The 21,528-nt window shown below is 57.0% G+C and carries 17 protein-coding genes and 1 tRNA gene; 8 read left to right on the top strand and 10 right to left on the bottom strand.

Annotation, left to right across the window (positions count from 1 at the left end):
* Nucleotides 1–4 precede the first annotated feature (4 nt).
* Nucleotides 5–781 carry a 23S rRNA (guanosine(2251)-2'-O)-methyltransferase RlmB gene (rlmB, locus tag Z946_RS0114340; RefSeq protein WP_025056420.1) on the bottom strand — a complete coding sequence of 259 codons (777 nt, stop codon included), beginning with the start codon at nucleotides 779–781 and terminating at the stop codon, nucleotides 5–7.
* A 111-nt stretch (nucleotides 782–892) separates the two neighbouring features.
* On the opposite strand from rlmB, the gene Z946_RS21530 reads away from it, so the two are divergent.
* Together Z946_RS21530 and Z946_RS0114335 are read left to right on the top strand one after the other, a co-directional pair.
* Nucleotides 893–976 (top strand) — tRNA-Tyr (locus Z946_RS21530).
* Nucleotides 977–1,170: 194 nt separating this feature from the next.
* On the top strand, nucleotides 1,171–2,358 hold the full coding sequence (locus tag Z946_RS0114335) for a geranylgeranyl reductase family protein (RefSeq protein WP_025056419.1): 1,188 nt from the start codon (nucleotides 1,171–1,173) through the stop codon (nucleotides 2,356–2,358).
* An 89-nt stretch (nucleotides 2,359–2,447) separates the two neighbouring features.
* Here Z946_RS0114335 and Z946_RS0114330 read toward each other — a convergent pair whose 3' ends face one another.
* Together Z946_RS0114330 and Z946_RS20750 are read right to left on the bottom strand one after the other, a co-directional pair.
* The gene (locus Z946_RS0114330; protein ID WP_152540582.1) at nucleotides 2,448–4,616 is read right to left on the bottom strand and encodes a hypothetical protein; all 2,169 of its coding nucleotides are present in this window, start codon (nucleotides 4,614–4,616) and stop codon (nucleotides 2,448–2,450) included.
* Between the two features lie 232 nt (nucleotides 4,617–4,848).
* Nucleotides 4,849–5,463: a hypothetical protein gene (locus Z946_RS20750; RefSeq protein WP_241461338.1), complete on the bottom strand. Its 615-nt coding sequence runs from the start codon at nucleotides 5,461–5,463 to the stop codon at nucleotides 4,849–4,851.
* A 91-nt stretch (nucleotides 5,464–5,554) separates the two neighbouring features.
* Here Z946_RS20750 and Z946_RS0114320 point away from each other — a divergent pair, with 91 nt between their 5' ends.
* Nucleotides 5,555–6,559 carry a hypothetical protein gene (locus Z946_RS0114320; RefSeq protein ID WP_025056416.1) on the top strand — a complete coding sequence of 335 codons (1,005 nt, stop codon included), beginning with the start codon at nucleotides 5,555–5,557 and terminating at the stop codon, nucleotides 6,557–6,559.
* A gap of 1 nt (nucleotide 6,560) precedes the next feature.
* Here the strand turns inward: Z946_RS0114320 and Z946_RS0114315 are convergent, their stop codons facing one another.
* Nucleotides 6,561–7,145, bottom strand: coding sequence for a hypothetical protein (locus tag Z946_RS0114315; RefSeq protein WP_025056415.1), 585 nt, complete (start codon nucleotides 7,143–7,145; stop codon nucleotides 6,561–6,563).
* A gap of 259 nt (nucleotides 7,146–7,404) precedes the next feature.
* Here Z946_RS0114315 and Z946_RS0114310 point away from each other — a divergent pair, with 259 nt between their 5' ends.
* Both Z946_RS0114310 and Z946_RS0114305 read left to right on the top strand, forming a co-directional pair.
* Nucleotides 7,405–8,694: an O-acetylhomoserine aminocarboxypropyltransferase/cysteine synthase family protein gene (locus Z946_RS0114310; protein ID WP_025056414.1), complete on the top strand. Its 1,290-nt coding sequence runs from the start codon at nucleotides 7,405–7,407 to the stop codon at nucleotides 8,692–8,694.
* Nucleotides 8,695–8,861: 167 nt separating this feature from the next.
* Nucleotides 8,862–11,336, top strand: a complete 2,475-nt coding sequence (locus Z946_RS0114305; RefSeq protein WP_025056413.1) for a hypothetical protein — start codon at nucleotides 8,862–8,864, stop codon at nucleotides 11,334–11,336.
* Between the two features lie 51 nt (nucleotides 11,337–11,387).
* Here Z946_RS0114305 and hppD read toward each other — a convergent pair whose 3' ends face one another.
* A complete protein-coding gene (hppD, locus tag Z946_RS0114300; protein ID WP_025056412.1) occupies nucleotides 11,388–12,485 on the bottom strand; it encodes a 4-hydroxyphenylpyruvate dioxygenase in 1,098 nt (365 codons plus the stop codon).
* Nucleotides 12,486–12,643: 158 nt separating this feature from the next.
* On the opposite strand from hppD, the gene Z946_RS0114290 reads away from it, so the two are divergent.
* Both Z946_RS0114290 and Z946_RS0114285 read left to right on the top strand, forming a co-directional pair.
* A complete protein-coding gene (locus Z946_RS0114290; RefSeq protein WP_025056411.1) occupies nucleotides 12,644–13,099 on the top strand; it encodes an Lrp/AsnC family transcriptional regulator in 456 nt (151 codons plus the stop codon).
* 76 nt (nucleotides 13,100–13,175) lie between these two features.
* The gene (locus Z946_RS0114285; RefSeq protein WP_025056410.1) at nucleotides 13,176–15,095 is read left to right on the top strand and encodes a cation:proton antiporter domain-containing protein; all 1,920 of its coding nucleotides are present in this window, start codon (nucleotides 13,176–13,178) and stop codon (nucleotides 15,093–15,095) included.
* A gap of 21 nt (nucleotides 15,096–15,116) precedes the next feature.
* On the opposite strand, the gene cobT is transcribed toward Z946_RS0114285, so the two are convergent.
* A complete protein-coding gene (gene cobT / locus Z946_RS0114280; protein ID WP_025056409.1) occupies nucleotides 15,117–16,130 on the bottom strand; it encodes a nicotinate-nucleotide--dimethylbenzimidazole phosphoribosyltransferase in 1,014 nt (337 codons plus the stop codon).
* Nucleotides 16,131–16,211: 81 nt separating this feature from the next.
* Between cobT and cobS the strand changes: the two genes are divergently transcribed.
* Entirely contained in the window at nucleotides 16,212–16,997 is a 786-nt protein-coding gene (gene cobS / locus Z946_RS0114275; RefSeq protein ID WP_025056408.1) for an adenosylcobinamide-GDP ribazoletransferase, read from the top strand.
* A gap of 59 nt (nucleotides 16,998–17,056) precedes the next feature.
* On the opposite strand, the gene Z946_RS0114270 is transcribed toward cobS, so the two are convergent.
* From Z946_RS0114270 to Z946_RS0114255, 4 genes are all read right to left on the bottom strand, one after another.
* Nucleotides 17,057–17,569 (bottom strand): CarD family transcriptional regulator, encoded by a 513-nt coding sequence (locus Z946_RS0114270; RefSeq protein ID WP_025056407.1) that lies wholly within the window; start codon nucleotides 17,567–17,569, stop codon nucleotides 17,057–17,059.
* Nucleotides 17,570–17,875: 306 nt separating this feature from the next.
* Nucleotides 17,876–18,214 carry a ferredoxin FdxA gene (gene fdxA, locus Z946_RS0114265; RefSeq protein WP_025056406.1) on the bottom strand — a complete coding sequence of 113 codons (339 nt, stop codon included), beginning with the start codon at nucleotides 18,212–18,214 and terminating at the stop codon, nucleotides 17,876–17,878.
* A gap of 52 nt (nucleotides 18,215–18,266) precedes the next feature.
* Nucleotides 18,267–18,653, bottom strand: a complete 387-nt coding sequence (locus Z946_RS0114260) for an RNA-binding S4 domain-containing protein (protein ID WP_025056405.1) — start codon at nucleotides 18,651–18,653, stop codon at nucleotides 18,267–18,269.
* Entirely contained in the window at nucleotides 18,654–21,521 is a 2,868-nt protein-coding gene (locus tag Z946_RS0114255; protein ID WP_174416556.1) for a helicase-related protein, read from the bottom strand.
* Nucleotides 21,522–21,528 lie beyond the last annotated feature (7 nt).

Genomic DNA, 21,528 nt, shown 5'->3' with positions numbered 1-21,528 from the left:
CTCTCTACGCGTTGCCTCTTACTGCATATAGGGCGATGGCCGCCGCGTTTGAGACGTTGAGGGAACCAAACTGCCCTGCCGCGTCAATCTTGACCAGCGCGTCAACTGTCTCGCGGGTTTTCTCGCGCAGCCCCGGCCCCTCTGCTCCCAGAACGAGTGCGACGGGACGCGACCGCTTGCCCTCAACCGCCTGTTCGACAGATATCTCTGCCTCGCCGTCCAGCCCGAGAACAAGATAGCCCATGTTTTGCAGTGCACGGATTGCATCAGCAAGGTTCCGGACCCGCAGATAGGGTTGCCGTTCCAGAGCACCTGATGCCGTTTTGGCCAGCGCACCCGTCTCAGGCGCGGAATGGTGACGCGTTCCGATCACGGCCGAGGCCCCCAATACTTCGGCAGAGCGCAGGATCGCGCCCACGTTATGCGGATCAGTCACCCGGTCAAGCAACAGTACGCGCGGTGCTGCGTCCCCGATGCAGACATCCTCAAGCCGTCCCCAGTTAAGCGGCTTTACCTCAAGCACAGCGCCCTGATGAACAGAGCCGGAATCAAGCGGTGGTTTGAATTTGCGCGGGTCCTGCACCTGCGGTTCCATACCAGAAAAAGCAATCGCTTCTTCCAGCTTAGCCTGCGCATTCGGTGTGACCATCAATGTCAATTTCTCGCGGGCCGGGTTCATCAGCGCGTCGCGCACGGCATGCAATCCGAACAACCAGACAGTCAGGTTTTCCTGCGCCTTTTTGTCCTGCTCTTTCTGTACGACCCATTTGGGTTTCTTCATCTTTTCATTCCTATTTGCGGTCTGTGCAAAACACGACTGTTTTTGCCTTGACGCCCCTTAGGGCCGCTTGTAATCACGCCCCCACGTCCAGCGCAATGCGAAGGACGCAGTGGGCGACAGGCCGCAAGGTGTGGCAGGGGACTGTAACTCCCTCGCGGAGACGCACGCCTGGTTCGATTCCAGGGTCGCCCACCACTTTCCATCCATTTGATATGACAGCTTTGCCGTTACATCAAATGAGCATTGGATTTTCGTTTTTTGCGCCTCTTCACAACGAGATTGCCGAGATGTGTGCGAAAGCCGAATGCCAAGGCCAAGGTTTCATTCCCGAGGCATCCCTTCTATCATTATTGAACGCCCCACTACTGCGTAGACCATGAGAAGGCTGAATGACCCCAAACGGGACCCTGAATTTCGACGTCGTGGTCATCGGTGGCGGTCCGGCCGGCGCAGCAGCGGCATACCGCTGTTGCAAGTTGGGTCTTTCAACGGCGCTGATCGACAAGAGCCGTTTTCCCAGAGACAAATTATGCGGTGGCCTTATCACGGGGCGTGCACGGCGTGCCTATTTTGATTTGTTTGACGCAGATCCGCCTCAGGATGTTTTGTTGCGTAAAGACGCAGCAGCGTTTTGGCATCAGGGCATCTCGCTAGGGTTGATCTCGGATATTCCGCCGCTTTTTTTGACCATGCGCCGAACTTTTGATGCACATTTGTTTGATCTGGCAATTCAGGCCGGTGCCAACGATTTCTCTGGCCAGCGCATCCAATCTTACGATCTGGCGCATGGCGGAGTCACGCTAGCGGACGGGCGGACAATTGCGGGACAGGTCGTGATCGGTGCTGACGGGGTCAACAGCGGGGTCGCCAAGGCGCTGTTCGGCGCAGCCTATGATCGCCGCAACATCGGCTTTGCGCTCGAAACAGAAGTTCCCAAAGAGGCAGGCCGCGATCAGGGGCCGGTGCGGATTGATCTATCGGCTGCAGTGTGGGGATATGGCTGGTCCTTCCCGAAAACACATACCACAACGGTCGGAATCGGCGGATTGCAACGCTACAATCCTGCCCTGAAAACTGCGATGAATGGTTATCTGGAACAGCTTGGCCATGATCCGGCTGCGCTCAAGATCAGAGGACACTTTATCCCTTTCGGGTATTTCCGCAAAACACCCGGTCGCGACGCCGTGTTGCTTTGTGGCGATGCGGCGGGTCTGGTTGACCCTGTAACCGGTGAAGGCATCGCATTCGCAATTGAGAGCGGCAGCCTGGCCGCCCAAAGCGCCGCAGAGGCATTGCACGCCAAAGACCCCGCCTCTGCCACATTACACTATGCCAAGAGCCTCAGCACCATTCACCGCGCGATCACCATCGCACGGATGATACGGCCAATCATGTTTTCAAAACACCTTAAGGGTCCGTTTGCGCGGGCCTTCGCTGGCTCGACGACGCTCAAGAACGAATACATGCGCCTGCTGGGCGGAGAGATCGAATATGGAGATTTGGGGCGCAAGGTGCTGCGACGGTTGCCTGCGATGACACTACGCGCTTTTAAACCCGGATCACGGGATCGCCAATAAACGGCGTGACCATGCGCCGTCAGCGAAAACACAAAAGGCCCCTGCCTTTCTTAAAAAGCAGGGGCCTTTTCTTATAAACCTGACCGGTCTTACATCAAAGCATCGGCTTCGAGGTCGTCTTCGGCCGCATCAAGGTCTTTCAGCTGATCTTCGTCGATCGGCTGCAAAACAGGGATACCGGCAATGTAGCCCACGTCATACTGGCCGCCGCACTCATCATCTGCATCGTCAGACATCGGAATGTAGCACAGATCATCAACCGCGCCGGAGCCGACCATGTTTACATTCATGGTTGAGACACCCGCGGTATCAATATCGACATCTTGTGCTTCACCGTCGCCAGTGACAGGAATATCCACTGTCCGGATCAGATCACCGTTGGCGTCGATCAAATCGATCGTGCCGCCGCTTTCTTCGATGTCCAGCATTGTGATGCTGACCACATCGGATGGATCGTCAAAATCAAAAGTGATCGTGCCGCCGTGCGCATTATCGTCCGCATCGGAACTGTCGTTGTCTTCAGAGATAATCAGGATGTTGTCCTGATTGTCGAACGCCAGATCATGGTCGCCACCCGTTGGTGCGTTGCTGTCAAAGATCATTGCATCGTTTTCGCTGTTGTCCGCATCCCCTGCCCGCTGGGCAGAGATCGAGACACCTGCGAATTGGGCATCGACCACATCGCCAGAGGACAGCCCCTCGAAATCGACTTTGACGGCGTCGCCATCACTGCCCTCAACCGCAACTTCCGTGGAGGCTTCGATGCTGACGTTGTCGATCTTGATGTATTCGTCACCCGCAGAGATATCTGACACAACGCGGAACTGCGCGCTTTCTTCGGCGGTATCAAGGATGCCGCCGGAGTAGTTGACAGTGCTGCCGCTGTTGCCGAATGTCTGACCAGTTTCGGAGCCGACAATCGCCGTGCCTGCATCGTTGACCTGATACTCGTCCAAAAGGACCCAATCTCCACCATCGATGCTGACTTCAACGCGCAGGCTGTCCGCATATGCGCCGGAGTTCTCAAACTTGTGTGTATCGTGGGTGTTCAGATCCATTGTCAGGCTGACAGGACCGTCCGTCGCAACTTCTTCAAAGGTGAGCGTGCCGTCGTTATGACCATTGGTGACCAGCTTGTCCCATGCCGCAGCCCATCCGGTATTGCTTTCGACAACATCGGAATCAGTCGCGCGGTAAATGTCGTTAAAGTCATCCGCAAGCACTTCGGATTGAACAAGCTCGGTCTCGCCCGGCACCGCTTCGGCTTCGGTTGCCGTGATGCTGACATTGTCGATCTTGATGTATTCGTCACCGGCAGAAATGTCAGAGACGACACGGAACTGGACGTTATCTTCGGCCGTATCGAGGATGCCGCCAGAATAGCTGACGGTATTGCCGCTGTTGCCGAATGACTGGCCGGTTTCAGAACCGACAATTGCCGTTCCCGCGTCGTTCACTTCATACTCGTCCAGCAAAACCCATTCGCCGCCATCGATGCTGACCTCTACGCGCAAGCTGTCCGCATATGCGCCGGAGTTTTCAAACTTGTGTGTGTCGTGTGTGTTCAGGTCCATTGTCAGGGTCACGGGACCGTCTGTTTCGACCTCTTCAAAGGTCACGGTACCGTCGTTGTGACCATTGGTGACCAGTTTGTCCCATGCGACAGCCCAACCGGTGTTGCTTTCGATTGCGTCTGAATCGGTGGCCCTGTGAATGTCGTCGAAGTCTTCGAACAGGATTTCCTTGACCACGAGCACCGGATCATCATCAGGCGTATCGCCAGTTGTCAGAACCTGACCGTTGCCGCCGTCGGAGTTTACAACGGTTGCAAGGCTATCAAGGTCGAGGTCTTCCAGTAGCAACGGCCCGTTGTCCGCGAAAAGGGTGAAGGCCGTCTGCGGCACCACACCTTGGGTGGAATCGTCTACTGTCCCGAACTGGATACCGATGTCATAGCTGTCTGCGGTTTGTGCGCCGTTAGAAAGCGTGTTCACAGCATCCGCTGCAGCTTGCACACCAGTTACCGGTGCAAAGATCGACCCTGTGTTAGGTTCAGGGAAGAAATTAACTGTGTCGAGGGTGCTGTCGTCAGTCAGGTTAAAGAAGATCCCGTCGATATCACCGACAGGCATCGCCGGATCAGTCGGAGCGATGGAAACGAATATAGTACCCGTTGGTGTTTCAGTCAGAGTAACAGTCACTTGGGGATCGCATCCCAGAGTAACGGTAACAGGTACTTTTGGTGTCGCATCTAGCATGGCAGGCTCCTGGCGCATTTGAATGTATCGCAGACGGTCTTAGGCATTGCCTTAATTACGGTCAGCAAAAAACACACATTGGTCACGTTTGGGCATCAGTGACCCGTCACGGAGCGGATTGGTAGGGGGAATTGTTTCCTTTCAAACGTCAATATTGACCAAATTAACAGACTGTTAATCCGTGATGCGCGCCGTGTAGCCGGCTCCGAATCACTCATGAAGAAAGTGTCTCTTAGGGGATCAAAATGTTGCCACGCTCGAACTGCGCGACGTCCATCGACAGGTCGTCATAGACGATCTGGATGGTCACCGTCTGCACGCCGCCAAGCTTTAGCGTAAGGTACGGCAGGCCGTCGCCTTCGAGCACTGCGTTGGGGGTCGTGTACTTTTCGTGACAATCGGGCACCGGCCAATTCTGCATCGGCTCTTGATTGATGGAAATCGCGATTGCCTTCAGCCCGCAACGCCACGCCCAGAGGTGGGTTATATAAAGCCAGTCCTGCCCTTCATACTCGCGAATGGCGACCCAGTTGCCCTTGGTGGCACTAAGTATCGGTTTCACCTCTGCAGCCGTTGTGAATTTGCCGCTGGGGACCTGTGGATCAGCAACCAGCCCGGGCGGCACCACCGCCATATTGAATGAATCCCCTTGGGTGCTTTGCACCTCAAGGGGTGCGGGGGTCGTTGGTTTCACGACACCCTGCCCGATCACCACACTATTAGGGGCAATCTGCACCGTCGGACTGCCAGCCATCTGCGCCGCCGACGCCGCGGCGGTGACCTCTGGTGCTGTCGACGGGGCACCGTTCATGCCCGCTGCAATTAGTGCAAATACCAGATCAAACATCATTTTCCCCCTCGGAATGGTGGCAAATGGCATCTTTTGTGCCATGCCAAACGGCGCTATAGTCGTAAAAAACAAAAGGCGTCGCGCGACTATGGCACGCAAAGCAGCAGGCTCGCAAACTTTCAACGTGGCAATCGTCGGTCAACAAGGCCGGCTTGCATATGAGGCGCTCATATTCGCCGCTTCCCTGCGGCACTCCAGCCCCGATTTCAAAGGCCGATTGTTCGTCGCAGAGCCGCAACCCGGTGTGCGATGGGAGAACGATCCAAGGATCAAGAACGCTGATATCCGCGCTGCCCTTATTGAGCTTGGCGCAGAGATTATCCCCTTCGAGAACACACATTTTGGCCAGAAATACCCCTACGGAAACAAGATCGAGATGCTCAAGGTGTTGCCCAAGGGTGAGCCCTTTGTGTTCTTCGATACAGACACGCTGATCACCGGCGACCTCAATTCGGTTCCTTTCAATTTTGACAGGCCCAGCGCGTCACTGCGCCGCGAAGGTACATGGCCGGAACCGCAGATTTATGGCCCCGGGTATACTGGCTTGTGGAAATCGCTTTATGACAAGTTCGGACTGGATTTTGAAAGTAGCCTCGATCTGACCCAGCCTGACGAATACTGGCGCAGGTATCTCTATTTTAATGCAGGTTTTTTCTATTACCGCTGTCCCCGCCAGTTCGGCGCGAAATTTCTGCAATACGCGTTAGCCATCCGTGACACGCCGCCGGTCGAGTTGTGTGCGCAGAGCTTTGATCCCTGGCTGGATCAGATCGCGTTGCCGCTGGCCATCCATGCTTTGGGCGGTGGACGGGATACACTTGCACCGGGGTATCTGGACGGGGAAGTGAGCTGTCACTATCGTTTCCTGCCCCTCCTTTATGCCCGCGAAAGCGAGCGCGCCATTGAGGTGCTTGAAACAGTAACCGCCCCCAACAAGCTCAAGAAGGTGCTAAAGGGATCAAACGCGATCAAACGCACGATCTATCAGGGCCGTGGCCACAAAGTGCGTGCGCTGTTTGATCAGGATCACCTGCCCAGACGCGAGCAGATGATCCGTAACCAGATAAAAAAGAATGGCTTCTGGATCCGTTAGATCAAGCCGCTTTGTCGAGCAGCGTATAGGTCGAAACAATCGCATCCGTGACCTGCGCCCGGGCGATTTTGCCACTTGCCAGCCGCTTGCTGCGCGCACCCGCTGCTTTTTTGATTACGCGACCGATCTGCTGGTTCAGTGATACCCGCGCACGCGCTGCTGCCCGTGTTCCGTCGGCGTCCTCGCCACCCACTGCTTCTGCGTAGTTCGCAGAAAACTCGGGCGATTTCTCCGCTTCCCGCACCACGGTCAGGATGAAGTGCTCGTCAAATTTGCCCGCGCTGTACAGAGATCCTGCCAATGCCACCGCATGATTGATGACAAAGCGCTTTGCCGCGAGACGTGTTGCAAGCGGATCGCCCTTGGCGGCATGATCAATCACGTGATTTTCCACCATCATCTGCAAGTAGTGCGTCACATTCATGCCTGCGGCTTTCGCCTGAGCTGCGATAGCGCGTTTAACTGTCGGCTCCAGCGTGAAGGTCACGGTTGAAGCCTTCGCAACGGCTTCTTTTCTGCGTGCCCGCTGCGCAGAACGCTCTGCAGTTCCGGCTTTGGGTGCGCTGATTTTTTCTATTTTACCCATTTTGAAAACTCCTGCTCAAAACATACTATACATGTATGCTTTCACTACTGAGTCTGTCAACATACATTGTATGTATGTGGTCAAAACTGCCCCGATAAACTATCGTTTCGACAAACATGCCATCTGCGGAACAGCGCGCCAACGCTGCCATCGCTTTCCAAAACGCTGTTCTTGCCCGCGTCCGCTCTCTTGTCTGGGCCAACAGGTTCCCGTATCGAAGAGGCAATCCGCATCAGGCGGCATTCCAAGGGAGAGACACATGACAGACGCAACTTACGGCTTTGATACGCTGCAGATCCACGCAGGCGCACGGCCCGACCCCGCCACCGGCGCGCGCCAGACGCCGATCTACCAGACCACGGCCTATGTCTTTCGCGACGCCGATCACGCCGCAGCGCTCTTCAACCTTCAGGAAGTCGGCTACATTTATTCGCGCCTGACCAACCCGACGGTTGCCGTTTTGCAGGAACGTATTGCAACGCTTGAAGGTGGTGTCGGCGCGGTATGCTGTTCTTCCGGCCATGCCGCTCAGATCATGGCGCTTTTCCCGCTGATGGGACCGGGCAAGAACATCGTTGCATCCACACGTCTTTACGGTGGCACGGTCACGCAGTTCAGCCACACGATCAAACGCTTTGGCTGGGAATGCAAATTTGTCGATTTCGACGATCTGGATGCCGTGAAGGACGCGATTGATGAGAACACCCGCGCCGTTTTCGGTGAGGCCATCGCGAACCCCGGCGGCTATATCATGGACGTGCGTGCCATCGCCGACATCGCGGATGCGGCTGAAATTCCGCTGATCATCGACAACACCACGGCGACACCGTTTCTCTGCCGCCCGATCGAGCATGGTGCAACCCTCGTTGTGCATTCCACCACCAAGTATCTGACCGGCAACGGCACTGTTACCGGTGGTGCTATTGTGGATTCAGGCAAATTCGACTGGTCCGCCAATGACAAGTTCCCCTCGCTCAGCCAGCCGGAGCCCGCCTATCACGGCCTGAAGTTTCACGAGACATTCGGCAACCTTGCCTTCACCTTCCACGGCATTGCAATCGGTCTGCGTGATCTGGGCATGACGATGAACCCGCAAGCCGCGCACTATACTCTGATGGGCACGGAGACGCTGTCGCTGCGGATGGAACGTCACGTAGAGAACGCGATCAAAGTGGCCGAATGGCTGGAGCAGGATGACCGGATCGAGAAGGTTACCTATGCCGGTCTGAAATCCTCGCCCTATTATGACCGTGTCGCCAAGGTCTGCCCCAAAGGTGCAGGCGCGCTGTTCACGATCTCTGTGAAGGGCGGCTATGAGGCTTGTGTCAAACTGGTGAACGCGCTGGAAATCTTCAGCCACGTTGCAAACCTTGGTGATGCACGCAGCCTTGTGATCCACTCTGCGTCCACCACACACCGCCAATTGTCAGCAGAGCAGCAAGAAGCCGCCGGTGCAGGCCCGAACGTGGTACGTCTGTCCATCGGCACAGAAGACGCCGCTGATCTGATCGCTGATCTGGATCAGGCGCTCAGCAAGGCATCAAGCTAAGGTGTAAGCCGGATAGGAAGCATCACAGCCCCTTATCCAAATGCGTAGAATGGCCTGCGGCGGGCGTCACCCTGCCGCAGGCCTTTTCATGCGCAACGGCACGCGCTATTCTTTAATCAATCGGCAGGTATGATGCATCTGCCCGTCCTTGTGTTAAAGTCGTAGCGATGAAGCCCAGTTTCGCCCTTTCCCTTTCGTTCGACGGTATCCGTCTGTTGCACCGTGCAGCAGGAGGGTGGCGTGTGGTCGGCGACGTCGCACTTGATGCCGAAGACATGCACGGTGCATTTGCCGTGCTGCGCAAGACGGCAACCGCGCTGGAGCCGGGCGGCGTGCGGACCAAGGTGCTGCTGCCCAACGAACAAATCAAGTATCTGACCATTGATACACCGGACATGGACGATGCCGCCCGACGCGCGGCGGCGACCATCGCGCTTGACGGTGCGACGCCCTACGCGGTCGAAGATCTTGCCTACGACATCAGCGTCGATGGCGATCAGACCCACATCGCTGCCGTTGCCAAGGAAACGCTGACCGAAGCCGAGGCATTTGCCAACGATCACCGCTTCCATCCCGTCAGCTTTGCTGCCGTACCAGGGGACAATACGTATCTAGGGGAGCCATTCTTCGGGGTCACGGCCACAGCCGCAACATTGCTCGAAAACGGTGAGGAGGTTGAACCTGACGGCATAGCTGTTGTCGTGATTGGCGACATCGAGACACCGAAAGGTCCTGTGGCGGACGATGCGAAGACGCCGGATGATGTTCCGGTTGATGTGGAGACTTTGTCCGAAACTGTACCTGCGGATGAAGAAGAAAAGCCAACCGAGCAAGCTACGAAAGACACAGCAGAGGCGACGGCAAGCGCGCCTGCCGAACCGCCTTCGGTTCCCGTCACAAAGGAAGCGGAGGTCGCATCACCGCAACCTGCCGAAGAGAGTAAAGAGACCGCCCAGCCAACATTGGGTTTTGCCAGCAGACGTGGCGGTGAGAAACCCGCAGGACCCGGCCTGCAAGGTGTCACGCGGGACAAACAGGCCCCACAACCGCCTGCTGCCGTTCCACCCGTTGAACTGCCAAAAGCCAATGTCACGGCTCCGAAGATTGATATTGAGCCTGAGATTACAGCCGCCACGCAGGTTGCTGATCCTGTCCCGCCCATCGCACCGGCGGCTCCTGCTGCTGAACCTGCTCCTGCCAAGGCAGGCTTCCTGAGCCGCCGGAAACCAAAGTCTCCACCCGCCAAGCGAAAGGCCACCGCGGCAACAGCAGCAGCGGACGCAGGCTCCGAAGAAGATCGCATGACGATCTTCGGCGCACGAAAAACGAACGTAGGCGGCAAGCCACGGTTTCTCGGGTTGATCCTGACGGCAGCTTTGCTGGTGTTTCTTGCCGGTGTAGCGGCATGGGCATCCGTGTTTCTTGATGACGGCATGGCCCTGTCCCGCCTCTTTGGTGACCGCGCGCCGAAAAGCGCCCAAATTGAACCACCAAAGGACGCTCCGGCGGAAGAGCCACAGATACAGGTTGCAAGTCTCGATCCGACCTTGACCGAAGAAGACACAGCAGTTCTGGATGCTCTGCGTGAACCAGTTGTCCCCGCAGACCCCGTCGCGCCGAGTGCTGCCGAGGTTGAAGCGAAATATGCAGCAACAGGCATTTGGACCAGTAGCCCTGTCGTACCGCCCGAACCCGCCGAACTGGTCGACATCGAAAATCTCTACCTGACGAGCATTGATCCCGTCAGTACCGCCACGGATGCGATTGCCCTGCCTGCCATCAGCAGCTTTTCAACGGATGTTGTCCTCGCAGCGTTTTCCTCTCCTGCTGCGGCAGGCACGCAATTTGCGCTGGATGATGCAGGGCTGGTAATACCCACGGCACTTGGCGCACTCAGCCCTGACGGGTTCACCGTTATTCTGGGCAAGCCTCCCTTGGTGCCACCAGCCACACCTGTTCGTCTTGAGAAAGAGCCGGAAGATACCGCGATCATATCTGCGCTTGCCGCCGCACGCCCTGCTCCGCGCCCTGCCGGACTGGTCGAGCGAACCGAACGTGCGCAGCTCGACGGCCTTACCCGCCGCGAACTGTCGCGGTTACGCCCTGCTTTGCGCCCTGTATCGCTACAACAAGAAGCCGAAGCTGCGGCGGCCCCTGCTCCGGCAGACCCCGAGCCCGCAACAATTGCGACAGCCGGTGCCGTAGCACTTGCACTGGCGACCCCGCCGGCAATCCAGAACGCAACCAAACACGCTGTCAAAGCCTCCGTCCGGCCTGATCTGCGCCCGCGCAATTTTAGCAGGATTGTAAAACGTGCACAGCGCAACGCGCAAAAGGACGAGGTCCGCGTTGCAAGTGCTGCTGCCGTGGCACCGCGCGTGGTCACACCCAAGACGCCGTCGAAAACCTCTGTGGCAAAGCAGGCCACGGTTAAGAACGCGTTGAACTTGCGTAAGATCAACCTGATTGGCGTTTATGGCAAACCGTCCAGTCGCCGTGCGCTGGTACGGCTTGGTAACGGGCGGTACAAAAAGGTCGTTGTTGGCGACCGCATTGACGGTGGACAGGTTTCCGCCATCGGTGAGGGCGAGTTGCGGTACACAAAAAGTGGCCGCAACGTCGTCCTCAAGATGCCAAGATAAGAACCGCCCCAAGAAGCAGTTCAATTGTATCGGTGCGAAATCGTTGATCCGCTAGGATGCGTCTTTCAACTCACCGCTATTGATCTGTTCCTGTTCGATGCTCTCAAAGAGAGCTTTAAAATTACCTTCACCAAACCCGTCATCGCCTTTGCGTTCAATAAACTCAAAGAAGATTGGTCCGATGACGGTTTTTGAAAATATCTGGAGCAGGATGCGTGTCTCTCCACCATCAACAACCCCTTCCCCGTCGATCAGAATGCCGTGTTTCTTCATCCGGTCCAGCGGCTCTTGGTGGTCTTTCACCCGCCCGGTGCTCATCTCGTAATAGGTGTCGGGCGGTCCGGGCATAAAGGTCACGCCTTTCTCGGCAATCGCGTCCGTCGCATCATAGATGTCACGTGCCCCGACAGCGATATGCTGGATGCCTTCACCTTTGTATTTCTTGAGATAGGCAACAATCTGGCCTTTCTCATCGCGGTCCTCGTTGATTGGAATACGGATGCGTCCGCAGGGCGAAGTCAGCGCACGACTGGTCAGCCCGGTGAACTTGCCGGAAATGTCAAAAAACCGGATCTCGCGAAAATTGAACAGGTCTCCGTAGAACTTGAACCAGACGTCCATGTTGCCCTTGAAAACATTATGGGTCAGGTGATCCAGATAGTAGAACCCGACGCCATCAGGTTTTGAGTCTGCGATCCAGTCGTATTCCCAGTTATATGGCGACGTGTCGTAGTATTGGTCGATGAAATAGATCAACGATCCGCCGATGCCCATGATGGCGGGCACATCCAGCACTTTACCTTCGCCGGTATATTCCTCTGCACCCTGAGCGACAGCATGGGCCAGCGCCTTTTGCGCATCCACCACGCGCCATCCCATTGAGGGGGCGCAGGGACCGTGCTCTTCGACAAATTGCGCGGCAAAGCTGTTCGGGTCAGCGTTCAGCACGTAAGTGATGTCGCCCTGTTGCCAAAGCTCGACCGCACGCGACTTGTGATTGGCCACGTGTGCGTAACCCATGCGGGTGAAAAGCGCGCGCAGTGCTTCCGGATCAGGGCTTGCGAACTCGACAAATTCGAACCCGTCCGTGCCAGCCGGATTTTCAGCGCTAATGATAGATTTCGGTGCGTCATGCGGGAAAGGACCCATGCGATGTCTCCTGAGATCAAAAAAGGGGCAGCTTTGAGCAGACTATCGCCCATTGAAGGCAATATTTGCGCATATCGGCGCTCGATACTGGCCAATGGCGCAGACATCCGCCAATAGAGGCGAAATTCATGCGGAAACAACGCACGGAAGGATGCAGGATGCTAGACGACACAGACACCCGATTGTTGGCCGCGCTTCAGCGCGATGCGCATCTGACAGCACATGAGATGGGCGAACGGCTGCATCTGTCCGCCTCTCAGGCGGGACGGCGACGCCAGCGGCTTGAGGCCGAAGGGTATATCACTGGCTATACTGCACGCCTTGATCCCTTGAAGCTCGGGTTAAACGTGCAGGGCTTTGTGCAGGTTCACCTCAACACGCACGGCCCCGAGCACTCGCGCAGTTTTGCGCAGTTGCTGGCGACCCGTCCCGAAATTGTGAGCGCCTGGACCATGACAGGGGATGCGGATTACCTGTTGCGCGTCTATTGTGATGATCTGCCGCATTTGAACCGGCTGATCCACGAAGTGCTGTTGCCGCATGCTGCGGTCGCACGGGTACACAGCCAGATCGTGATGGATCAGCTTAAACCCGACGGGCCTTTGCCCACCTGAACACGATATGACGGGCGAAGCCATCGCCCACCTGCCCGCCCCTTGCGCTCTGACCGGCGCTGCAGAAAGGACCACCATGGAAGGCTTCCTGTTTCAAGCGTCAATCTATCTGGCAGCGGCTGTCATCGCCGTGCCCATTGCCGCAAGGTTGGGGCTGGGTTCGGTACTGGGGTATCTAGCTGCGGGCATTATGATTGGTCCGGTTCTGGGGCTCGTGGGGTCAGAAACGAAGGATTTGCAACACTTCGCCGAATTCGGCGTCGTGGTGATGCTGTTTCTTATCGGACTTGAGCTAGAGCCCCGCGCCTTGTGGGATATGCGGCACAGGTTGCTTGGCTTGGGTGGTCTGCAAGTCGTTCTGTCGACCGCTGCCCTGATGGGCATTGCCATGGCCTACAACCAGCCCTGGAATGTCGCTTTGGCCATTGGATTGACGCTGGCGCTGTCTTCCACCGCGATTGTTCTGCAAACCCTGTCGGAAAAGAACCTGATGCAGACCGGCGGGGGGCGATCTGTTTTCTCTGTACTCCTCACGCAGGATATCGCGGTCATTCCCATTCTGGCGTTGCTTCCGCTGCTGGCATTGTCGACTGTTGCAGGGGTGATGCCGGACGGGTCGATCTCTATCAGCACGGATGAGGTTGATGCAGCGCACAATGCAGTCGACGCGCATCATGGCCCTGCCGCCGCTGAAGCTGCCTTTGCATTTGTGCAGGGCCTGCCGGGCTGGGGGATCACTCTGGTCACCATCGGGGCGATCGCCGCGATTATCATTGTCGGCATCTTCTTCACGCGGCCGGTTTTCCGTTTTATCCACTCCGCCAAACTGCGCGAAATGTACACCGCGCTGGCCTTGCTGATTGTCGTGGGCATTTCGTTTCTGATGATGCTTGTGGGGCTTTCACCTGCGTTGGGTGCGTTTCTGGCGGGGGTCGTCCTTGCCAGTTCGGAGTTCCGGCACGAGCTTGAGACTGACCTTGAACCCTTCAAAGGTCTGCTCTTGGGGCTGTTTTTTATTACCGTGGGCGCGGGCATCAACTTTGAGCTACTTTTTGCCGACAGTGTCATCATCATTGGAATGGCGCTGTTGGTTATCATCGTGAAGGGTCTGATCCTCTTCGGGCTTGCACGGTTATTCAAGCTGCGCGGGCGGGATCAGTGGCTGTTTGCCCTCGCATTGGCACAGGCTGGCGAATTCGGTTTTGTGTTGGTCAGCTTCTCTGTAACAACGGGCGTCATGCCAAACGAGGTGGCCGAGACGCTGTTGCTGGTGATTGCCCTGTCCATGCTGATTACACCCCTCCTGTTCATTCTGTACGATCAGATCAGCAAACGTATGGAAGAAGCCAGTGGGCCGATCGTACCGGATGAAATCGACGAGGAAGGTCCCGTCATCATCGCTGGCATCGGTCGGTTTGGCCAAATCGTAAACCGGCTTGTCCAGGCGAGCGGCTTTCAAACCGTGGTGTTGGATCATAATCCCCAGACAATTGCTGTCATGCGGCGCTTCGGGTTCAAGGCTTTCCTTGGCGATCCGACGCGTGCGGACATCCTGCGCAAAGCAGGTCTGAAGGATGCTCGTGTACTTGTCGTTGCACTTGACGATCCCAAAGCAGCACTGTCCCTGATCGCTTATGCCCGCAAGGAACGTCCCGATCTGCATATTGTCAGCCGCGCACATGACCGCACGGATGTATACCGCCAGTATCAGGCTGGATCGTCCGATATCGTGCGAGAGATGTTCGACGGGTCGCTGCGGGCGGGCCGCTATGTTCTAGAGAACCTTGGGCTTTCGGAATTTGAGGCGCATGAGGCAGAAAAAATGTTCTACGCGCATGACCGCATGTCGGTGCGGGAACTCGCCAGCCTATGGCGCCCTGACGTGGAGCCGTCACAGAACAAGGCCTATGTAGACCGCGCCAAGGAACTGCAAAAAGACCTTGAGACTGCGTTTCTTAACCGTGGCGAAGAGGATGACGACAAAAAACGGGCGTGACCGCCTATTTGTGCCCGTCTGCTAGGCGTCGGTCACGCCTGCCTGTGCAAAGGTCGCCATGCCCGCATGACACGCCAAGGCAGCCTTCAGGATGCCGATCGCGAGCGCACCGCCCGAAGCTTCTCCAAGTCGCAGTCCTAGACTTAGCAGGGGCTTTTTTCCCAATGCCTGCAACAGCTTGTCATGCGCCCCTTCGGCACTCAGATGTCCTGCGACCGTATGATCCAGCGCACCATCTTGGGTTTTGACAAGCGCTAGCGCCGCCGCAGAACAGATAAAACCGTCAAGGATCACGGGAATACGCAGGTGGCGCGCGCGGGCAATCGCTGCTGCCATCGCTGCAATCTCGCGCCCGCCCAGACGGCGCAATGTCTCCATCCCGTCGCCCTGCCCCTGATGCAAAACCACGCCTTCGGCCACCACTTTGGTCTTAAGGGTTAGTCCCGCATCATCCACACCTGTGCCGCGACCGGTCCAATCGGCCGCTTCGCCGCCTAACATCGCGCAAGCGAGCGCGGCGGCAGCGGTCGTATTTGCAATCCCCATTTCGCCGACCACCAGCAGGTCCGCGCTTGGGTTGACTGCGTCCCAGCCCTGCTTGAGCGCCGTCAAAAAGTCGGCCTCTGACATCGCAGGACCTTGGGTGAAATCATCGGTAGGCCGGTCAAGGTCAATCGACACCACGTCCAGCATCGCGCCGACACTGCCTGCGATCTGATTGATCGCGGCACCGCCATGTTCGAAGTTCATCACCATCTGCGCAGTCACTTCCGCCGGAAAGGCCGAAACCCCTCGCGCGGCGACACCGTGGTTCCCGGCAAAGACTATCACCTGTGGGGCGGCAATAGCGGTCAGCGGCCCTGCACGCCAACTGCGGTACCACAGAGCGAGATCTTCAAGCTGCCCCAATGCGGCGGGGGGTTTGGTCAGTTGCATGTTGTGATCCGCCGCCGCCGCAAGCGCTTGCGGATCAGGATCTGGCTGCGCCTTGAGCAGTGCGCGAAACTCGGACAGGGTTGCAAAATAATCGGTCATTGGCATGCTCGCGCTTGAATAGTGTGTGACCTCTGTCTACCCACAGCGTCACCTGACAGGAAGGGGCCGAAAGGCACAATAATGACTGGAAACGACATGCCCCCTCGTGCCTTTCGCCCCGAGTTGCGTGATATCTGGACTGCATTCGGGTTGTTGACCCGCCTGCCGTTGCCCTACCCCGCCTTTGACGCACAAGACCCCCGGCCAGCAGCACATGCCGCTTGGGCCTATCCGTTGACCGGCGTGGCAGTGGCGGGCGTTATTATCATCGCGGGATATCTGGCCCTTGCTTTAGGTCTTCCGCCATCAGCAGCCGCGTTTATCGGCTTCTTGGGTGGAATACTGAGCACAGGTGCGCTGCACGAAGATGGTCTTGCTGATTGCGCAGACGGTTTCTGGGGTGGCTGGACGCGCGAGCGGCGGCTGGAAATCATGAAAGACAGCCAGATCGGAACATATGGTGTTATTGCGCTCATTGTTTCACTGGGGCTGAGATGGGCCGCTCTGGCCACACTTATGCTATCGCCTTCATGGCCCTACGCCCTGATAGGAGCCGCCATCGTGTCACGCGCTGGGATGGTTTGGGTGATGTACGCCTTGCCGGTCGCGCGTGCGTCTGGGTTGTCGGGCCGCACAGGTCGTCCACCAATAGGTGCTACGTTGACCGCATTGGCTATCGGCACTGTGGCGCTACTGATAACACCTGCCCCTCTGACAGGTCTCTTGGCCCTCAGCCTTATCGTCACGTTCATCGTGGGACGGATCGCAAAGGCAAAGATCGGAGGTCAGACCGGGGATGTTCTGGGAGCAACCCAACAAATGCTTGAAACCGCATTGCTGCTGGCTTGCCTTAGCGCCTCCATATAGAAAAGCGCCGCCCCCTGCGGTGGGGACAGCGCTGAATATGTATTGGTCAGTTGTGCAGCTTACGCGGCGATACGGCTTTCGAGCACATCACCGATCTGCTTTGCGGCACCAGCTTCGTCGCCACCGGCGACAGCCGCGACTTCGCGCGTCAAACGCTCAAGCGCCGCTTCGTACAACTGACGTTCGGAATAGCTCTGCTCGCGCTGATCGTCTGTGCGGTGCAGGTCACGGACAACTTCGGCAATCGCAATCAGGTCGCCCGAGTTGATCTTTTGCTCATACTCTTGCGCACGACGGGACCACATCGCCCGCTTGACCTTGGCCTTGCCCTTGAGGGTCTTCATGGCATGGGCAATTACATCAGGGCTGCTAAGTGCGCGCATCCCGATTTCCGTGGCCTTATGTGTCGGCACCCGCAGCGTCATCTTGTCTTTTTCGAACGCGATCACAAACAGCTCAAGCGTGATGCCCGCGACTTCTTGCTCTTCGACCGAGACGATCTGGCCAACACCGTGGGCCGGATAGACGACGAATTCGCTGGGGCGGAAATCAAGCTTTTTAGATTTAGACATGTAGTGGCTCCTATGGTGCGGGGTACCCGCGGAAAACGTGGCGCTGTAGCAGACAACAGAAAAACGCAAGCAAACGATGGCCGGATGGCCCGCGTTTGGGTGCGTCATATCAGATGGGTTAGGTCAGTCGATCAAAGTAGTGTTGTAATCGTTATCGTTCATGTCGACCGTTTGTCCGTTATAGCTTTACACTATCATAGCATAAAAACGGGCAATCTGAAAGTTGGGCAGGATCAGCCTTAATTTCAGCGTAAACCACTGAAACCATTCAAATTACCAAAAGCCCAAAGGATGTAGGTGCGCGAATCAGCCGCCCTCGCCGGGCGCTTCGGAAAAGTACTTCTCAAGCTTGCCCGCTTCGCCATCGCGCTCTTCGGCTTCCGGCAGCGGATCTTTCTTGGTGATGATGACCGGCCAAATTTCGGAATACTTGCGATTGAACTCGACCCATTTGTCCATATCTGGCTCCGTGTCGGGGCGGATCGCATCTGCAGGACACTCGGGCTCGCATACACCGCAATCGATGCACTCGTCCGGGTGAATAACCAGCATGTTCTCGCCTTCGTAGAAGCAGTCCACCGGACAGACTTCGACGCAGTCGGTATATTTGCAGGCGATGCAGCTGTCGTTCACGATATAGGTCATGGAGAGGTCTCTGTCAGGAAAGCTAGGCCACTGACTAAATCAGGGTGCAACATCATTCAAGATGGCGGGCCTTAGAAAGATCAAGGGTGCGACGATCCTTCTTGGTCGGGCGCCCCTTCCCGTCAAACGCCGGATTCTCAGATCGAATGTTCTTTTCTTTGGGCTGTGGCGGGGACAAATCTGTGTAGAGCGTTTGCGCTTCGGGAGCCGGTCCGCGGCGTTCGCCCAAGGCATCTATCTGGATCACGCGAATGTCATCCCCTTGTGCGAAGGTCAGCACATCCGTTTTGCACACAGTGCTGGAAGGTTTGTGAGTAGTTGTTCCGTTTATCCGCACGTTGCCCGTTTTGACACGTGATGCCGCGAGGGTCCGTGTCTTGAAAAACCGCGCGTGCCACAACCATTTGTCCACGCGCAGTTTGTCATTCGTTCCGGACACTTACTTGTTGTCCTTCAACCCCATCAATGCTGCTGCAAAGGGGTTATCCGGATCGATGGCTTTTTCTTTCCTCGGTGGTCTGGCCGAGAAGTTCTGCGCCTTGTCCGATTTGCCACCGCCCTTACGGCCCTTGCCCTGTGCGGGTTTGCCCTTGCCACGCGGCTTGTCACCAGTCTGACGGCGCGGATTGGGTTTGCTACGGGCGGGACGGCCCCAAGTGAAGATATAAAAAACTTCCATCTCCGTTGCATCAACGGCTGCATCCGGCGCAGTGCCTGGCATGATCTCCGTCTCGGATGTGTCCGCAATCGCAGGCTCTTGCTCTGGATGCTCGGCAGCCTCTGATGCAATCGGCGCGATGCCGTCATCAATGATTTTATCAACCGGATCGGCCGGTGGGACCTCTGCGTCCCCCGTGATTGCCCCATCGGCCGCCTTTGCGGCAACGTCCATAACTGGCGTACTGGCGGCAGTGTCGGTTTCGGCCTCCGGCACCACTTCCGTGACCGGCTTCGCTTTAACGCGTTCGTCTTTCTCGGCTTGATACCCGAGCCCGCCCATCAGATCGGCAAACTGTTCCAGCGTCATGCCAGTGATCGACAGCATGTCAGCCTTCGCTTCAAACCCACCGCGCGAATCTTCGGTACGCAGCATGTCTGCGAGACGTTCCAGCATGTCGATACGGATCGCCCGTGTGCCGGCGTTGCGGTAGCCGGACATTGTATCGGCACCCTCAGGCGCACCAGCATCGACCGGAATCGTAACCAAGCCTGGAGGGGGCGCTTCGGGAAATTCGGTCAAACCCTTGGAAAGTGACCACAACACAAGGCGCAGACGCGTAGGAGCGGGCTTTAGCAGCAGTGGCATGAAGATGGTGAACTGACCGAACCGGATACCATGTTTGCGCAACGCACCACGAGCGTCCTGATCCAGTGACTTTACGTCGTCTGCAACTTTCGAACGCGGCAGAACGCCGAAACTCTCGACCATTTGAAACGCAAACCCGCGTGCGAGGCCGCTCAAGGCCTCGTCGGACGCAAGCCCCAACAAAGGTTCAAACAGGGCCGCGACCTTGCGGTCAATGAAGTGTTGCAGCCGGCGCTGAACCTTCTGGGCAACCTCCGGTCCGGCGACATCATCGACGAACACCTCAACCTGCGGCTTGAGCGCGTCTTGGCCGGCAACCAGCTTGCCGACAGCCGAGCTGCCCCACATCAGGCCACCTTGTTCGGTGAAATCAATCTCGGTGTCGGGCGCGTTATAAAAACGGTCAGCCCGCAAATGAAACTGTGGTGCCAGCGCTTGCAACGCTGCGGATTTGATCGTTTTCTCTTCAGCACCGCCCGCACCTTTGTCGGCACGGAAACGGAATCCGTCCAGTTTGCCTACAAATTCGCCTTCGACGGTTACTTCACCGGTATCGCTTACTTCGGCCACCATGGCTTCCTTCTGTCCTAGCCGGCGCAAAAGCACGGATGTGCGCCGGTCTACAAATCTTTGGGTCAAACGCTCGTGCAGGGCGTCTGATAGGCGGTCTTCTACGACACGAGTGGCCCCGCGCCAATGGCTTTCGTCTTTTGTCCAGCCTTTGCGCTGCGCCACGTATGTCCATGTGCGTATAAACGCCAATCGTTTGGACAACGCATCAATGTCGCCATCGGTTCGATCAATTCTTTTAATTTGCCGTGCTAGCCAGTCATCCTGGATCGTTCCGCGCTGGTGCAGGTCGATGAATATGCTCTCAAGCAGGCTGGCATGTTCCGCACTGCTGATCCCGCGAAAATCGGGGATGCGACAGACATCCCAAAGCAGCTTGACCGAAGGGCCATTGGTACAGCGTGCGAATACTTCATCCACCTGCCCCAGTGTTTTCAATGCCTTTAGGTCATCGGCCTCTCGCGCACGAACTAGCCTTTCGTCATCGGGCTTTGCCTCAAGCGTTGAAATAAGCCGGTCGATCGAGCCAAATTGCAGAGCGTGGTTGCGCCAGTTGATCTTGTTCTGCGGGGTGAAGTTGTGATCCATAATCGCACGCGCCACACCGTCGTCTAGCGCGGGCGCATCACCTGTTGTGCCAAAGGTTCCGCTTTTGAACCCGCGTCCAGCACGTCCCGCGATCTGCGCCAACTCGTTCGGTGCCAAGGGGCGCATCCGGCGCCCGTCGAATTTCGACAGCGCAGAGAATGCGACATGGTCAACGTCCAGATTCAGCCCCATGCCGATAGCGTCAGTCGCCACGAGATAGTCCACTTCACCGTTCTGGTACATGTCGACTTGGGCATTGCGCGTACGGGGCGAAAGCGCGCCCATAACAACCGCGGCACCCCCCTTCTGCCGGCGGATCAGCTCAGCGATGGCATATACATTTTCAACCGAAAATCCGACTATTGCACTTCGAGGGCGCATTCTACTTATCTTTTTCTGACCAGAATAGATAAGTTCAGACATTCGCTCCCGTTTGATGTGCTCGACGTGGGGCACCAGTGCATTAATGGTGCCCCGCATCGTGTCCGCGCCGAGAAAAAGCGTCTCATGCAAGCCTCTTGAACGGAGCAGCCGGTCAGTAAAGACATGCCCGCGTTCGGGGTCCGCACAAAGCTGTATCTCGTCAATTGCGAGGAAGTCCGCGCCCATACCCTCCGGCATCGCCTCGACCGTGCAGACCCAATATTGGGTGCGCGGTGGCACGATCCGCTCTTCGCCGGTTACCAATGCAACGACAGACGGGCCGCGCAGCGCTACGATGCGGTCATACACCTCCCGCGCCAGCAGACGAAGCGGCAGACCGATAACACCTGTGCGATGCCCCAGCATCCGTTCGATTGCGTAGGTGGTTTTGCCTGTGTTGGTCGGGCCCAGAACGGCCACAACCCTA

The sequence above is a fragment of the Sulfitobacter noctilucicola genome (assembly GCF_000622385.1).
In the GTDB taxonomy this organism is placed as follows: Bacteria; Pseudomonadota; Alphaproteobacteria; order Rhodobacterales; family Rhodobacteraceae; genus Sulfitobacter; species Sulfitobacter noctilucicola.
This window is presented reverse-complemented; position numbering and strand designations above follow the sequence as displayed.

Bases quoted from the DNA above. Each gene is read 5' to 3' on its own strand.
- cobS (WP_025056408.1), top strand. From the start codon at position 16,212: ATGACTGGAAACGACATGCCCCCTCGTGCCTTTCGCCCCGAGTTGCGT.
- fdxA (WP_025056406.1), bottom strand. From the start codon at position 18,214: ATGACCTATATCGTGAACGACAGCTGCATCGCCTGCAAATATACCGAC.
- cobT (WP_025056409.1), bottom strand. From the start codon at position 16,130: ATGACCGATTATTTTGCAACCCTGTCCGAGTTTCGCGCACTGCTCAAG.
- Z946_RS0114320 (WP_025056416.1), top strand. From the start codon at position 5,555: ATGGCACGCAAAGCAGCAGGCTCGCAAACTTTCAACGTGGCAATCGTC.
- Z946_RS20750 (WP_241461338.1), bottom strand. From the start codon at position 5,463: ATGTTTGATCTGGTATTTGCACTAATTGCAGCGGGCATGAACGGTGCC.
- Z946_RS0114305 (WP_025056413.1), top strand. From the start codon at position 8,862: ATGAAGCCCAGTTTCGCCCTTTCCCTTTCGTTCGACGGTATCCGTCTG.
- Z946_RS0114290 (WP_025056411.1), top strand. From the start codon at position 12,644: ATGCTAGACGACACAGACACCCGATTGTTGGCCGCGCTTCAGCGCGAT.
- Z946_RS0114335 (WP_025056419.1), top strand. From the start codon at position 1,171: ATGACCCCAAACGGGACCCTGAATTTCGACGTCGTGGTCATCGGTGGC.
- Z946_RS0114330 (WP_152540582.1), bottom strand. From the start codon at position 4,616: ATGCTAGATGCGACACCAAAAGTACCTGTTACCGTTACTCTGGGATGC.
- Z946_RS0114310 (WP_025056414.1), top strand. From the start codon at position 7,405: ATGACAGACGCAACTTACGGCTTTGATACGCTGCAGATCCACGCAGGC.
- rlmB (WP_025056420.1), bottom strand. From the start codon at position 781: ATGAAGAAACCCAAATGGGTCGTACAGAAAGAGCAGGACAAAAAGGCG.
- Z946_RS0114270 (WP_025056407.1), bottom strand. From the start codon at position 17,569: ATGTCTAAATCTAAAAAGCTTGATTTCCGCCCCAGCGAATTCGTCGTC.
- hppD (WP_025056412.1), bottom strand. From the start codon at position 12,485: ATGGGTCCTTTCCCGCATGACGCACCGAAATCTATCATTAGCGCTGAA.
- Z946_RS0114315 (WP_025056415.1), bottom strand. From the start codon at position 7,145: ATGGGTAAAATAGAAAAAATCAGCGCACCCAAAGCCGGAACTGCAGAG.
- Z946_RS0114285 (WP_025056410.1), top strand. From the start codon at position 13,176: ATGGAAGGCTTCCTGTTTCAAGCGTCAATCTATCTGGCAGCGGCTGTC.